Source organism: Pseudonocardia petroleophila (assembly GCF_014235185.1).
Lineage (GTDB): Bacteria > Actinomycetota > Actinomycetes > Mycobacteriales > Pseudonocardiaceae > Pseudonocardia > Pseudonocardia petroleophila.
Window position 1 is genome coordinate 435,370 of the sequence record NZ_CP060131.1, and the last position, 14,593, is coordinate 449,962.

Genomic DNA, 14,593 nt, shown 5'->3' on the forward strand with positions numbered 1-14,593 from the left:
CACCACTGTTCCCCCGCCCGCAGGTTGTGCCGCCCCCGCCGGTTCGGCTTGGGTGGGGCCGTCGGCCGGTCGATCCCGGCGGCACCGGACGAGGGGAGCACGATGAACCAGGCGTTCCAGCGCATCGCGATCGTCAACCGGGGCGAGCCCGCCATGCGGTTGATCCATGCCGTGCGGGAGTGGAACGCCGAGCCCGACCGGGTGCCGCTGCGGACCATCGCCTTCTACACGATCGTCGACCGGGCGGCGATGTTCGTCCGCGAGGCCGACGAGTCCGTGCTGATCGGCTCCGACGACCCGGACCAGGCGTTCACCGGCACCAACCCCTACCTCGACTTCGCCGAGCTGGAGCGGGCGCTGAAGGCGAGCCGCGCGGAGGCCGTGTGGCCGGGCTGGGGCTTCGTGTCCGAGCGCGCCGAGTTCGCGCAGCTGTGCGCCGACCTGGGGATCGTGTTCATCGGCCCGTCCGCGCAGGTGATGGAGCGCCTCGGCGACAAGATCGCCGCGAAGAGGCTGGCCGCCGACGTCGGTGTGCCGCTGGCGGCGTGGAGCGGCGGTCCCGTCGCCGACGTCGCGAGCGCCCGCGAGCACGCGGAGAAGATCGGCTACCCGCTGATGGTCAAGGCCACCGCGGGCGGCGGCGGGCGCGGCATCCGCAAGGTCACCCGGCCCGAGGACCTCGCGGAGGCCTTCGAGCGCGCCGGGTCCGAGGCCGCGAAGACCGCGGGCGACGCGACGGTGTTCCTGGAGCGCGCGATCTCCGGCGGGCGCCACGTCGAGGTGCAGGTCGTCGCCGACGCCACCGGTGACGTGTGGACGCTCGGCGTCCGCGACTGCTCGGTGCAGCGCCGCAACCAGAAGGTCCTCGAGGAGTCCTCCTCCACCGCGCTCGACGCCGAGCAGGAGCAGCTGCTGCGCGACTCCGCCGCGGCGCTGGCGAAGGCCGCGGGCTACGTCAACGCGGGCACCGTCGAGTTCCTCTACGAGCCCAAGGAGCGCCTGCTGTCGTTCCTGGAGGTCAACACGCGGCTGCAGGTGGAGCACCCGGTCACCGAGGCGACGACGGGCGTCGACATCGTCAAGCTGCAGCTGCACGTCGCGATGGGCGGGAAGCTCGCCGACATCGCCGCCGAGGTGCCGCCCGCGCGCGGGCACGCCATCGAGGCCCGGCTCACCGCCGAGGACCCGGAGAACGGATTCGCCCCCGCCCCCGGCCGCATCGAGCACCTCGCGCTGCCCAGCGGCCCGGGGATCCGCGTCGACACCGGGGTGGCCGCGGGTGACGTCATCCCGCCGCAGTACGACTCGATGATCGCGAAGGTGATCGCCTGGGGCCGCGACCGCGACGAGGCCCGGTCCCGGCTGGGGCGCGCGCTGCACCAGACCGCCGCGGTGATCGACGGCGGCACCACGAACAAGGCCTTCCTGATCGACCTGCTGACCCGCCCGGAGATCGTCTCCGGCGAGGCCGACACCACCTGGCTCGACGGGCTGATGGCCGCGGGCTACACCCCGCCCCAGCGCCTCGACGTCGCCCTGCTCGCCACCGCCGTGGAGGCGCAGGAGGCCCACGTCGCGCGCCAGCGGGAGCGGCTGTTCGCCTCCGCCGAGCGCGGCCGCCCCGAGGTCGGGCACGACACCTGGTACCAGGTCGACGTCCGCGCGGGAGGCGAGTCCTACCGGCTGCAGGTCGCCCAGCCGCGCGGCACCCGCTACCGCGTCCTGCTCGACGGCACCGCGCTCGACGTCGACACCGAGCGCACCGGCCGCTTCGAGCGCAGGCTCACCGTCGGCGGGCAGACCTACGCCGTCCTGACCGCCCCGCAGGACCCCGACGTCCTCGTCGAGGTCGACGGCGCGGTGCACCGGATCTCCGGCGGGGAGGTCGGGCTCGTCCGCGCGCCGGCCCCGGCGATGGTCGTCTCGATCCCGGTGTCGCCGGGCGACGAGGTGGAGGCGGGTGACGTCGTCGCCGTCGTCGAGTCGATGAAGCTGGAGACGGCGCTGCGCGCGCCGGTCGCCGGACGCGTCGCGGAGATCCTCGTCGACGCGAACACGCAGGTCGAGGGCGGCACGAAGCTCGTCCGCCTGCAGCCCGACGCCGACGCCGACGCGGGCCCCGGCGGCGCGCGCGTCGACTTCTCGGCGCTGACCGGCATCGACCCGCAGTCCCGCGACGCCGCGGCCGACGCCGCCGACGCACTGACCTCGCTGCGCTACCTGGTGCTCGGCTTCGACATCGACGAGCGCGACGCCCGCCCGTTGCTGGCCCGGCTCACCGCCGCGCGCGAGGCGTTGGCCCCCGACGACGCGAGCGTGCTGGCCGGCGAGACCGCCGTGCTGCGGATCTTCGCCGACCTGTGCGCGCTCTCGCGCAACCGCCGCGGCGCCGTCGACGGCGAGCCCACCGGGGAGCAGGAGCGCAACCCGCAGGAGTACCTGCACGCCTACCTCCGCTCCCGCGACGCCGAGGCCGAGGGGCTGCCGGAGTCGTTCCAGGTCCGGCTGCGCCAGGCGCTCGCGCACTACGGCGTGCCCGACCTGGAGCCGTCCGAGGTGCTGTCCGGCGCGCTCTACCGCATGTTCCTCGCGCACCGCCGCGCCGCCGCGCACGTGCCGGTCGTGCTGGCCCTGCTGCAGTGGCGCCTCACGCACCCCGACGCGCTGCCGGAGTCGGCCCGCGAGGACTACCTGCGCATGCTCGACCAGCTCGTCACCGCCACCCAGCTGCGGCACCCCGTGGTCGGCAGCCTGGCCCGGCGCGTCCGCTACACCTGCTTCGACGCCCCGCTCATCGCGGCCGAGCGGGCCCGCGGCCAGCAGCAGGTGCGCGAGCAGCTCGATGCGCTCCCCGGCCCGGACGACCCGGCGCGCGCGGAGGGCATCGAGCGGATCGTCGCCGCGGCCGAGCCGATCCTCGACGTGTTCGGCGAGCGCCACCACGCGGCGATGCTGGAGGTGATGACGCGGCGCTACTACCGGATCCGGCCGCTGCGCGACGTCCGGCTCTCCGACCGCGGCGGGCGCCCGCTGCTCACGGCGACCTACACCCACCAGGGCCAGGACGTCACGGTCCTCGCCACCACCGTCTACACCTCCGCCGACGCCCCCGCGGGCACCGACCCCATCGCCGTGCAGGGCGACCTGCGGCGGCTGCTGCTGCAGGTCCCGGCGGACACCAAGGTGGCGCTGGACCTCTACGTGATCGCCGGTGAGGCCCCCGACGCCGACCCCGAGCGGTCCGCGGAGAAGATCCTCGCGCTGCTCGGGCGGCTGCCCGAGCCGCTGGCGCAGGTAGCGGTCGCGGTCCGCCGCCCGCAGGGCGACGAGCGCTCGGCCTGGTTCACCTTCCGGCCGGGACCGGACCGCCGCCCCGTCGAGGACCGGACGCTGCGCGGGCTGCACCCGATGGTCGCCGAGCGGCTGGGCCTGTGGCGCCTCGAGGACTTCGAGCTCACCCGCCTGCCCTCCCCCGTCGACGTCCACCTGTTCCGGGCCGTCGGCAGGCAGGTGCCCGACGACGCGCGGCTCGTCGCGCTCTCCGACGTCCGCGACCTGTCCGTGCTCCGCGGCGACGACGGGAGCATCCGGGCGATCCCGCAGCTCGAGCACGTGCTCGACGCCTGCCTGGACTCGCTGCGCGCCGCCCGCGCCGCCGACCGGGCCGACGCGAAGCTGGAGTGGAACCGCGTCCTGCTCTACGTCTGGCCCGTCGTCGACCTGCCGCTCGCCGACCTCGACTCGCTGGTCCGCCTGCTCGCGCCGCGCAGCGACGCGCTCGGGCTGGAGCAGGTGCTGGTGCAGTTCCGGCTCGCCGACCCGGCGGGCGGGGAGCCGACCGAGCACCTGCTGCGGCTGTCGCGGCCGCCGGGCGCGGGGCTCACGGTGCGCGTCACCGAGCCGCCGACGCAGCCGATGCGGGAGCTGGACGCGTACGCGCAGAAGGTGATCCGGGCGCGCCGCCGCGGCGCGGTGTACCCCTACGAGCTGGTGCCGATGCTGCTGCGCAACCCCGACGCCGGGGGCGCGCCGGGGGTCTTCACCGAGTACGACCTCGACGACGACGCGAACCCGGTCGTCGTGGCGCGGGCCCCCGGCGGGAACTCGGCGAACCTCGTGCTCGGGACGGTCACCACGCCGACCGCCCGCTACCCCGAGGGCATGACCCGCGTCGTCCTGATCGGCGACCCGACCAAGGCCCTCGGCGCGCTCGCCGAGCCGGAGTGCCGCCGCGTGATGGCCGCGCTCGAGCTGGCCCGGCGCCTGGACGCGCCGATCGAGTGGTTCGCGGTGTCGGCCGGCGCGAAGATCGCGATGGACTCCGGCACCGAGAACATGGACTGGATCAGCCGCGTCCTGCGCGGGATCATCGAGTTCACCCAGGACGGCGGCGAGCTGAACGTCGTGGTCACCGGCATCAACGTCGGCGCCCAGCCGTACTGGAACGCCGAGGCCACGATGCTCATGCACACCAAGGGCATCCTCGTCATGACGCCGGAGAGCGCGATGGTGCTCACCGGCAAGCAGAGCCTCGACTACTCCGGCGGCGTCTCGGCCGAGGACAACTTCGGCATCGGCGGCTACGACCGGATCATGGGCCCGAACGGGCAGGCGCAGTACTGGGCGCCCGACCTCTCCGGCGCCGTCGACGTCCTGCTCGCGCACTACGCGCACACCTACCGCGCCCCCGGTGAGCGGTTCCCGCGGCCCGCGGCGAGCTCCGACCCGGTCGACCGCGACGTCTCCGCCTCCCCGCACAGCGGCCCGGGGTGCGACTTCGCGACCGTCGGGGAGATCTTCTCCTCGGTCACCAACCCCGAGCGCAAGAAGCCGTTCGACATCCGCTCGGTGATGGCCGCGGTCGCCGACGCCGACCATCCCACGCTGGAGCGCTGGGCCGACATGATCGACGCCGAGGGCGTCGTCGTGCTCGACGCGCACCTGGGCGGGCAGCCGGTGGCGATGCTGGGCATCGAGTCCCGGCCGCTGTCGCGGCGCGGGCGGATCCCGGTCGACGGGCCGTCGTCGTTCACGGCGGGCACCCTGTTCCCCAAGTCGTCGAAGAAGACGGCGCGGGCGATCAACGCGGCCAGCGGCAACCGGCCGCTGGTGGTGCTGGCGAACCTGTCGGGCTTCGACGGGTCGCCGGAGTCGCTGCGCGAGGTGCAGCTGGAGAACGGCGCGGAGATCGGGCGCGCGGTCGTCAACTTCGACGGGCCGATCGTGTTCTGCGTCGTGTCGCGCTACCACGGCGGCGCGTTCGTCGTGTTCTCCAAGACGTTGCACGACAACATGGAGGTCGCGGCCGTCGAGGGCTCCTACGCGTCGGTGATCGGCGGGGCGCCCGCCGCGGCGGTGGTGTTCGCGGGCGAGGTCAACAAGCGCACCGCGGCCGACCCGCGGGTGGCCGACCTGGTGGCGCGGGAGGCGGAGGCCCAGCAGGCGGGCGACGACGCGGAGGCCGCGCGCCTGACCTCCGAGCTCGCCTCGGTGCGGCCCAGCGTGCGGTCGGAGAAGCTCGGGCAGGTGGCCGACGAGTTCGACACGGCCCACAGCGTCCAGCGCGCCCAGCGCGTCGGGTCGGTGGACCTGATCGTCCCCGGGCCGGAGCTGCGGCCGTACCTGATCGCGGCGGTCCGCCGCGGGATGGAGCGGGCCCAGGGGTGAGACCCCGCGTCGACTTTGCTCTGCTCACGGATACGCACCACCCCGGTGCGTGGAGGTGAGCAGAGCAAAGGCGGGGCGCACCGGCACCCTCGGCCGGCGGGCGGGCGGCGTCAGCCGCAGGCGCTCTTCGCCCGCAGGACCCGGGTCACGGCGGCGGTGTTCTCCGCGGCGTCGAGGGTGCCGTCGGCCAGGGCGGGCTCCAGGGCGTCCAGGATCGGGGCGGGGTCGCCGCCCGCCGACCACAGCGCCACGTCGGAGCCCGCGTCCAGCGCGGCGAGCACGGCCTCGGGCAGGTCGTACTCCCCAGTGATCGCCTTCATCGCCCCCAGGTCGTCGGTGTAGACGACGCCGCCGAAGCCGTAGTCCCCGCGCAGCAGCGCGTAGACCGCCGGGGTGAGCGAGCTGGGCAGGCCGTCGGTGAGGCCGGGGACGTCGAGGTGCCCGACCATCACCGCCGCGGGCAGCGCGCCGGTCGTCAGCGGCGCGCCGGGGCCGACGAGGTCGGCGTAGGGGCGCAGGTCGGCGGCGCGCAGGTCCGCGAGCGGCGGGGTGGTGACGCGGCCGGCGTGCGAGTCGCCGTCGGCGCGGCCGTGCCCCGGGAAGTGCTTGACGACCGGCGCGATCCCGGCCTCCTGCAGCCCCTGCGCGAACGCCAGCGCGTAGCGGGTGACGTCGTCGGGGTCGGTGCCGAACGAGCGGTCGCCGATGACCTCGCCCGCGCTCTGCCCCCCGAGGTCGACGACCGGGGCGATGTCCATCGTGACGCCGCGGGCCGCGAGCAGCCGCCCGCGCTCCTCCGCCAGCGCGCGCACCTCGTCCGGGGTCAGCGCGCTCATCTCGCGGGCGCTGGGCAGGTCGCCGTCGAGCTCGTCGATGCGCTGGACCCGGCCGCCCTCGTCGTCGACGGCCACGGTGACCGGGATCCGGGCCCCGGCCTGCAGCGCGCGCAGCGCCTGGTCCTGCAGCAGCGCGGTCGCGTTGCCGGGCAGGAAGACCCCGCCGACCTGGCTGCCGCGCACGGTCTCCGCCGCCGCCTCCGGGTCGTCGACGTCCACCCCGACCATCAGCCGCTGCGCGAGCTGGGCGCGCGGGGACATCCCGCCGAGGACGGCCGCGCAGTCCGGGAGCCGGTCGTCGGCGGGGGCGGGCAGCGCGGCCGGGGCCGCCAGCACCTGGACGGGGACGGGCGCGACCGGGGTCAGGAACGCCGCCGTGCTCGCCAGCACGCCCGCGGCGAGGCCGACGAGCCACGGTCCGGCCGGGCGTCGCCGGACGGGCCGGGCGCGGGCGCGCAGGCGGACGGACGCGTGCTGGGCGGGTGCGGGCGTTCGGGTCATCGCCGTTCATCATCCACCCCGCGTCCGGGTGAGCGGACCGACCGTCCGTGGCGCGTCCGGGTGTCGACGGCAAGATCCAACGAACGGCGCTTGTGCGACGCCGGTCACATCACGTCTAGTGGGACACGTGAAGCCGTTCGTGATCAACAGCCACGGCAAGCTCGTCTTCCCTGCAACCGTCCTCGGAGAGCTCGACTTCTCGGTGCTCGACACCCTCGACCAGTTCACGGCCGTGATCGGCCGCGACTTCGAGGCCAAGGCCCCCACCGGCACCGACCTGCTGGAACGGGTCGAAGCAGGCGCCTACGACAGCCGCTTCCCGCTCCTGCGCGACCTCGCCCAGAACCTGTTCTGGGTCAACCGCTACTCGATGACGATGTTCGACAAGAGACCGACGCGCTTCCGCGACCTCCCCCGGGGCCGCGACGACGTCTTCCTGCCCGTCCTCACCCCGTGGGAGGACGGCGAGCGCAAGGTCGCCGCCGTCGAGAACGCCTACCGGTCCCTGCCCGCCACCTACGACGCCGAGGCCGAGGAACGTGCCTTCGCTCTGCTGTTCGACGTGTTCCGGCACAAGCGCCACCACGCCACCGAGCTGCCGGCCATCAAGCCGACGGTGGCCGAGCTGCTCGCCCGCCCCGAGGCCCTGACCTGGGTGCTGCCCGCGCACGACCCCGACTTCCCGACGTTCTCGCTCACCGACGTACTCGACGCCGACGAGTCGGTGCCCGAGCTGGAGGCGCTCTCGCGCTGGGCGATGGTGCTGCACAACCAGTACCCGTGGGAGCGGGCCGAGACCACCCTGCGCCGCGTCGACGAGATCGGTGACGACGACGTCGTCATCGCCCTGCACCCGCGCAACCGCGACGTCACGGCGTTCATCGACCGCGTCCGCTCCGGGGCGGTCCCGACGGCCGCGCCGCCGGCCGCGCTGCCCCCGGTCGCCCCGGTCACCCCCTACCCGCCGACGCGGGTGCGCGAGGCCTTCGCGGTCAAGCCGGTGCTGGAGGCCCTGTCGGTGGTGCGCGGCGAGCTCGTGTGCAGCAACGACGACGTCATCCGCAACGCCAGCTTCTCGTGGTCGCCGATGAGCGCGGCGGAGATCAGCAAGAAGACCGGGATCGACGAGCGGCGCTACTCCGAGCGCCCGCTGGAGCAGCTGGCCCTGGACGCTGCCCTCGCCGCGCTCGAGCACTCGGGCCGCTCCCCCGCCGAGATCGGGGCGGTCCTGGTCGCCACCTGCACCAGCGAGCGGCTCATCCCGTCGGTGGCGTGCTGGCTGTCGGGGCAGCTCGGCATCCTGCAGACCCACGCGTCGGCCGACATCGTCGCGGCGTGCGCGGGCCTGCCCTACGGGCTCTCGGAGGCCGTGCGGCTGCTGCAGGAGGTGCAGCGGCCGGTGCTGCTGGTCTGCGTCGAGAAGTTCTCCGACAAGATCGGCGCGGTCCGCACCTCGCGCATGATCTTCGGCGACGGCGCGGCGGCGATCGTGGTGGCCCCGGGCGAGACCAGCGACATCGAGCTGCTGCAGACCTACGCCAGCGGGCCGGTCAGCGAGGTCAACTCGATCATCTGGCCGAACCCGGAGTTCGACAACGACATCACCGTGTACGGACCCGAGGTGAAGTCGCTGGTGCAGCGCTACCTCGACCAGATGCTCGGCGAGCTGGCCGCCGAGCCCGACCCCGACCGGCCCGACCGGCCGATGATCGACTCGATCGACCTGATCGTGCCGCACCAGGCCAACAAGACCATGATCCTCGGTCTCGCCGACAAGGCCGGCCTGCGCCACGACCAGCTCTACTTCGACATCGAGACGATGGGCAACGTCTCCGCGGCGTCGATCCCGATCGCCATCGCCGACGCCGTGCGCGACGGGGCCATCACCGAGCCCGTCCGGGTGTTCGCGCCCGGGTTCGGGGCGGGCGCCGTCGGCGGCTACGCCGTGCTGCGCGTCGACCCGTCGATCGTCGCCCCGGAGCGGGCCACCACCCCGGCGACCACGGCGGACACCCCGCGCACGACCGACCGACCCACCACCACAGACGACGTCCGCGAGGCGTTCGGGGAATGAGGGGAACCACATGACCGACAGGCGAGTGGCCATCGTGACGGGCGGAGCCCGGGGCATCGGGGCCGCGATCACGACCGCACTGGCGAAGTCCGGCGTGCACGTCGCGGCCGGGTACTCCTCCAACAGCAAGGCGGCGGAGGAGCTCGCGGAGAAGCTCGCCGCCGACGGCGGGTCGGTGTCGATCCACCAGGGCAACGTCGGCGTGGTGGAGGACTGCCAGCGCGTCGTCGCCGAGGTGCTGGAGTCCCAGGGCCGGATCGACTACCTGATCAACAACGCCGGCGTCACCGTCGACAAGACGATGCGCAAGATGTCGGTGGAGGACTGGCACGCGGTGCTGCGCGTCAACCTCTCCGGCGCGTTCTACATGACCAAGCCGGTGCTCGACCACATGCTCGAGCGGAAGTTCGGCCGGATCGTCAACATCTCGTCGGTGATCGGGCAGATGGGCAACATCGGCCAGGTCAACTACGCCGCGTCCAAGGCGGGCCTGTTCGGCCTCACGCAGAGCCTCGCGCGCGAGACCGCCAACAAGGGGATCACGGTCAACAGCGTGGCCCCCGGCTACATCGAGACGGAGATGGTCGCCGCGATCCCGCAGGAGGCCTACGACAAGATCGTCGCCCGGGTGCCGGTCGGGCGGCTGGGCCAGGCCTCGGAGATCGCGCGCGCGGTGCAGTTCCTCGTCGACGACGACGCGGGCTACATCACCGGCAGCGTCATCTCGGTCAACGGCGGGATGGACATGTAGGCCCGCTCAGGTGAGGGACGGCACCCGTTCGGACCCGGCCACCGGGCCGGGCGGGGTGCCGTCGCCGAACGGGCGGCCGCCGAGGTCGGCGCGGCCGTGCGGGGTCAGGAACCCGCTGACGTCGGGCCCCAGCGGCACGACGCCGCTCGGGTTGATCGTGTGGTGCACGCCGTAGTAGTGCTGCTTGATCTGCTCGAAGTCGGTGGTGTCGCCGAAGCCCGGGGTCTGGAACAGGTCCCTGGTGTAGGCCCACAGCACCGGCATCTCGGTGAGCTTCTGGCGGTTGCACTTGAAGTGGCCGTGGTAGGCCGCGTCGAAGCGCACGAGCGTGACCCACAGCCGCACGTCGGCCTCGGTGATCGAGTCGCCCACCAGGTAGCGGCGGTCGGCCAGGCGCTCGGACAGGGAGTCGAGCCGGTCGAACAGCTCGCCGTAGGCCTCCGCGTAGGCGTCCTGGGTGCTCGCGAACCCGCACCGGTACACGCCGTTGTTCACCGAGTCGTAGAACGAGGCGATGACCTCGTCGATCTCGGCGCGGTGCTCCTCCGGGTAGAGGTCGGGGGCCCCGTCGCGGTGGTGCGCGGTCCACTGGGTCGAGAAGTCCAGCGTGAGGTCCTGGAAGCCGTTGGTGGCCACCTTCCCGCTCGCGACGTCCACCAGTGCGGGCACCGTGATCCCGGCGTCGAAGTCGGGATCGGCGGCGCGGTAGGCCTCACCGAGGTACTCGATGCCGAGCACCGGGTCGCGGTCGCCGGGATCGAGGTGGAACCGCCAGCTGCGCTCGTCGTGCAGCGGGCCGGCGATGCCGAGCGAGATCGCGGACTCCAGGCCGAGGAGCCGCCGGACGATCACCGACCGGTGCGCCCACGGGCACGCCCTGGCCGCGACGAGCCGGTAGCGGCCGGCCTCCACCGGCCACCGCGACGAGCCGTCGGCGAGGATCCGCTCGTCCATGCCGACGGGCTCGCGTTCGAAGGATCCGGCTGTGCTCGACATGATCACAGCGTAGGACCGCGGGCGCCCACGCGCTCGGGACGAGGCGCGGGCGGCCCGGGTCGGGTGCCGGGACGGGTCAGCGGCCGCCGGTCGTCGGGTCGATGGTCCGGCGGACCTCGCTCACCGAGTTGGCCGGGAACCCGCCCTGGTCGGCGTGCGCGCGGATCTTGTCGGCGTCCGGGGCCACGTAGACGCAGTAGATCTTGTCGTCGGTGACGTAGCTGTGGTCCCACTGGACGTCGGGCATGCCGTCGAGCACCTGGTTGCTCGTGCGGCTGATCTCGTTGATCTGGTCGTCGGTCAGGCTGCCCGCTCCGGGCAGTTCGCGTTCGATCACGTACTTGGGCATGCCCCCGACGCTAGCCACGGGCCGGGCCGCCGCGACCCCTCCGAACGGACGGGCGTCGGTCAGTCGTCGTCGCCGCCGTCGTCCCCGTCGCCGTCCCCGCCGTCGTCGTCGCCGTCCTGCTGGTTCGACACGCCGGGGTTGTCGTCGTCGCCGGTCGCGGTCGGCCCGCAGGCGCCGGCGGAGGTGAGCACGAGCGCGGCGCCCGCGACGACCGCCGCGATGGTCCGCTTCATGGTGGTGTGTCCCATGTGCGGAGCCTGCCACGACCGGCCGGTCAGTACCCGCTCTGGCTCGTGCCCCAGCTGCTGGGGTCGCACGCCCCCGCGGAGCTGAGCAGCAGCGCCGTGCCGGCCAGGAAGGCGGCCCCGACGCGGACGACCGTGCGCCGGTGCCCGTGCCAGTACGCGCGCACCCGCCCGACCGGCCCCGGGCCGTCGGCCGGGTCGGCGTCGAAGACCCAGAACCGCAGGATCAGGAACCGGGCCGCGCCACCGACGACGCTCGCCGCGGCGACGGTGACCGACTCCAGCAGCGGCGTCGGGGAGTCGACGACCGCGTGCAGGGCGAGCAGCACCGCGGAGCTGTAGACGGCGTAGAAGACGACCATCCCGACGGTCTGCACGTGCACGCGCCAGGTGTGGCCCTGCGCGCCGGAGAAGGTGAAGCGCCGGTTGACCTCGGTGCTCACCAGCGTGCTGAGGACCAGCGCGACGAGGTTGGCCGCGAGCAGGTCCCACCAGGTGCGCAGGAACAGGAACAGCAGCGCGTTGACGAGCGTGCCGACGCCGCCAGCGACGACGTAGCGCGACAGTTGCACGGCGAACGGGTGCCGCTCGCGCAGGGAGGGGCGCGCCACCGGCTCGCGGTCCAGCACCGCCGTCATCGCACACCCCCTCACGTCGCTGTCCAGCTGATCACATCCACCGAGGTGGACGCTGTCGCTCACCTGTGTGAACGCTGTGATCGTCCGGAGATTTCCCGGTGTCGCCGGGATCTACGCGTGAGGGCCCTCACCGGTTCGCTACAGCACGAGGAACACCGTCTCGCGCTCCCCGCCGAGGCGGATGTCGAAGCGCAGCTCCCCCGGCCCCGCGGCCGCGGCGACGAGCGTGGCCGCGCGCTCCGCGGGCAGTCCGGCGAGCAGCGGGTCGGCGGCGTTGGCCGCGGCCTCGTCGGGGAAGTAGATGCGGGTGACGACGCGGTCGAGCAGGCCGCGGGCGAACACCGACACGTCGACGTGCGGGGCCTGGCCGTCGCCGAGCGCCCCCGGCTTGACGGTGACGATCTCGTAGCTCCCGTCCGGGCGGGTGGCGGCGCGGCCGAACCCGAACGTCGGGTCGTCGAAGCGGCCGTCGGCGTCGGCCTGCCAGGTCTCGACCAGGCCGTCGGGCACCGGCTCGCCCGCGCCGTCGTGGACGGTGCCGGTGATCCGGATCGCGCCCGGCGATCCCTCGGGCACCACCAGGTACCCGGTCGGCCAGGTCAGGCCGATGGACAGGAAGGGTCCGACGGTCTGGGACGGGGTCTCGGTCACGCGTGACCCTCCTCGTCGTGCGGTGCCTCGAACGGGGTCTGGTCGCCGCCGCGCAGCACGATGTCGAAGCGGTAGGCGAGCGCCCAGTCGGGGCGGGTGGCGTCGAGGTCGAACGTCGAGACCATGCGCAGCCGGGCCTTCTCGTCGGGCACCGAGTTGAAGATCGGGTCCTGGGCGAACAGCGGGTCGTCGGGGAAGTACATCTGCGTCACCAGGCGCTGGGTGAACGCGCGCCCGAACAGCGACAGGTGGATGTGCGCGGGCCGCCAGGCGTTGTGGTGGTTGCCCCACGGGTAGGCGCCGGGCTTGATCGTCGTGAAGCGGTAGGACCCGTCGGAACCGGTGATCACCCGGCCGCCGCCGGTGAAGTTCGGGTCGAGCGGGGCGGGCCAGTCGTCGCGGGCGTGGGCGTAGCGGCCCGCGGCGTTGGCCTGCCAGATCTCGACCAGGCTGTCCGGCACCGCGCGGCCGTCGGAGTCGAGCACCCGCCCGAACACGACGATCCGCTGGCCGATCGGCTCGCCGGCGTGCTGGGTGGTGAGGTCGGCGTCCGACGGGCCGACGGGGCCGGTCAGCGCCGGTCCGGTCACCTCGGTGAGCCGCTGCGGCAGCACGACGGGCGCCTGCGACGGGGCGCGCAGCCCGGTGCTGCGGTAGCCGGGCGACAGCAGCGGCGGGTGCGTGCCGTCGGCGGCGGGTCGGTAGGTCATCAGACGCTCCCGTGGGGCAGGCCGACGTAGTTCTCGGCGAGGGTGGTGGCCGCCGCTCGGGAGCCGACGGTCTGGCGCAGCTGGGACAGCTGCAGCCTGCGGTCGAACGCGTCCGCGTCCGGGTTCGTGTGCAGCATGGAGGTCATCCACCAGGAGAAGTGCTCGGCGCGCCAGACGCGGCGCAGGCAGACGTCGGAGTAGGCGTCGACGCCCGACTCGTCGCCGCCGGTGAACAGCAGGTCCAGCGCGTCGGCGAGGACGCGGACGTCGGCGATCGCGAGGTTCATGCCCTTCGCACCCGTCGGCGGGACGATGTGCGCGGCGTCGCCTGCGAGGAACAGCTTCCCGTGCCGCATCGGCTCGGTGACGAAGCTGCGCATGCCGGTGACGCTCTTCTCCAGCAGCGGGCCCTCGTTGATCTCGGTGCCGAGCCGCTCGTGCAGCTCGTCCCAGACCCGGGCCTCGGACCAGTCGTCGGCGTTCGTGTCCGGCGGCACCTGCAGGTACAGCCGCGTGACCTCCGGGCTGCGCATGGAGTACAGCGCGAACCCGTTCGCGTGGTTGGCGTAGACCAGCTCGTGGTGCGTCGGCGCGGCCTTCGCGAGGATCCCGAGCCAGGCGAACGGGTACTGCCGGTCGTAGGGGGTGTGCGGGACCGCGGCCCGGCTGACGCCGTGGAACCCGTCGGCGCCGACGACCACGTCGCAGCGCAGCTCGCCGCCGTCGAAGGAGATGACGGGGTCGTCGGTGACGCCGTCGAGGCGGACGCCGGACACGTCGAACCGGACGTCGCCGCCGTCGGCCAGGCGCCGGGCGATGAGGTCCTTGACGACCTCCTGCTGCCCGTAGACGACGATCCCCCGGCCGGTGAGGTCGGCGAGGTCGATGCGGTGCTGCTCGCCGTCGAAGCGCAGGGAGATGCCCTCGTGCGGCATCCCCTCGCGGTCCATCCGCTCGCCGACGCCGACCTCGCGCAGCAGCTCGACGGTCGGGTGCTCCAGCACGCCCGCCCGCACCCGCTTCTCGACGTACTCGCGGCTGCGCGCCTCCAGCACGACCGACTCGACGCCCCGGCGCGCCAGCAGGTGCGACAGGAGCAGCCCCGCCGGTCCGGCGCCCACGATGCCCACCTGTGTCCGCATGCCGTCACCGTGACGCAGAACGCCTCCCCCGCT

General features: G+C 73.6%; 11 protein-coding genes. 3 read left to right on the forward strand and 8 right to left on the reverse strand.

All coding sequences use genetic code 11. The annotated features are described in order from the left end of the window. The first annotated feature begins 102 nt into the window (after window positions 1-102). Window positions 103-5,667 (forward strand): ATP-binding protein, encoded by a 5,565-nt coding sequence (locus H6H00_RS02080; protein ID WP_185719692.1) that lies wholly within the window; start codon window positions 103-105, stop codon window positions 5,665-5,667. Between the two features lie 110 nt (window positions 5,668-5,777). Here H6H00_RS02080 and H6H00_RS02085 read toward each other — a convergent pair whose 3' ends face one another. Further along, complete coding sequence (locus H6H00_RS02085) at window positions 5,778-7,004, reverse strand: glycoside hydrolase family 3 N-terminal domain-containing protein (RefSeq protein ID WP_185719693.1); 1,227 nt, start codon at window positions 7,002-7,004, stop codon at window positions 5,778-5,780. A gap of 127 nt (window positions 7,005-7,131) precedes the next feature. On the opposite strand from H6H00_RS02085, the gene H6H00_RS02090 reads away from it, so the two are divergent. After that, a complete protein-coding gene (locus H6H00_RS02090) occupies window positions 7,132-9,078 on the forward strand; it encodes a 3-oxoacyl-[acyl-carrier-protein] synthase III C-terminal domain-containing protein (protein WP_185719694.1) in 1,947 nt (648 codons plus the stop codon). Between the two features lie 10 nt (window positions 9,079-9,088). Next, on the forward strand, window positions 9,089-9,829 hold the full coding sequence (locus H6H00_RS02095) for a beta-ketoacyl-ACP reductase (protein ID WP_185719695.1): 741 nt from the start codon (window positions 9,089-9,091) through the stop codon (window positions 9,827-9,829). 6 nt (window positions 9,830-9,835) lie between these two features. On the opposite strand, the gene H6H00_RS02100 is transcribed toward H6H00_RS02095, so the two are convergent. The 7 genes from H6H00_RS02100 to H6H00_RS02130 all read right to left on the reverse strand — a co-directional run bounded on the left by H6H00_RS02100 (window position 9,836) and on the right by H6H00_RS02130 (window position 14,560). Continuing rightward, window positions 9,836-10,825, reverse strand: coding sequence for a glutathione S-transferase family protein (locus H6H00_RS02100; RefSeq protein WP_185719696.1), 990 nt, complete (start codon window positions 10,823-10,825; stop codon window positions 9,836-9,838). A gap of 76 nt (window positions 10,826-10,901) precedes the next feature. Continuing rightward, window positions 10,902-11,174 carry a DUF4242 domain-containing protein gene (locus H6H00_RS02105; protein ID WP_185719697.1) on the reverse strand — a complete coding sequence of 91 codons (273 nt, stop codon included), beginning with the start codon at window positions 11,172-11,174 and terminating at the stop codon, window positions 10,902-10,904. Window positions 11,175-11,233: 59 nt separating this feature from the next. Beyond that, window positions 11,234-11,422 (reverse strand): hypothetical protein, encoded by a 189-nt coding sequence (locus H6H00_RS02110; RefSeq protein WP_185719698.1) that lies wholly within the window; start codon window positions 11,420-11,422, stop codon window positions 11,234-11,236. A gap of 26 nt (window positions 11,423-11,448) precedes the next feature. Beyond that, entirely contained in the window at window positions 11,449-12,057 is a 609-nt protein-coding gene (locus tag H6H00_RS02115) for a GtrA family protein (RefSeq protein ID WP_185719699.1), read from the reverse strand. 138 nt (window positions 12,058-12,195) lie between these two features. Further along, window positions 12,196-12,708: a protocatechuate 3,4-dioxygenase subunit alpha gene (gene pcaG, locus H6H00_RS02120; RefSeq protein ID WP_185719700.1), complete on the reverse strand. Its 513-nt coding sequence runs from the start codon at window positions 12,706-12,708 to the stop codon at window positions 12,196-12,198. Then, a complete protein-coding gene (gene pcaH, locus H6H00_RS02125; RefSeq protein ID WP_185719701.1) occupies window positions 12,705-13,418 on the reverse strand; it encodes a protocatechuate 3,4-dioxygenase subunit beta in 714 nt (237 codons plus the stop codon). The genes pcaG and pcaH overlap by 4 nt, the downstream gene beginning before the upstream one ends. After that, on the reverse strand, window positions 13,418-14,560 hold the full coding sequence (locus H6H00_RS02130) for a 4-hydroxybenzoate 3-monooxygenase (RefSeq protein WP_185719702.1): 1,143 nt from the start codon (window positions 14,558-14,560) through the stop codon (window positions 13,418-13,420). The genes pcaH and H6H00_RS02130 overlap by 1 nt, the downstream gene beginning before the upstream one ends. Window positions 14,561-14,593: the final 33 nt, after the last annotated feature.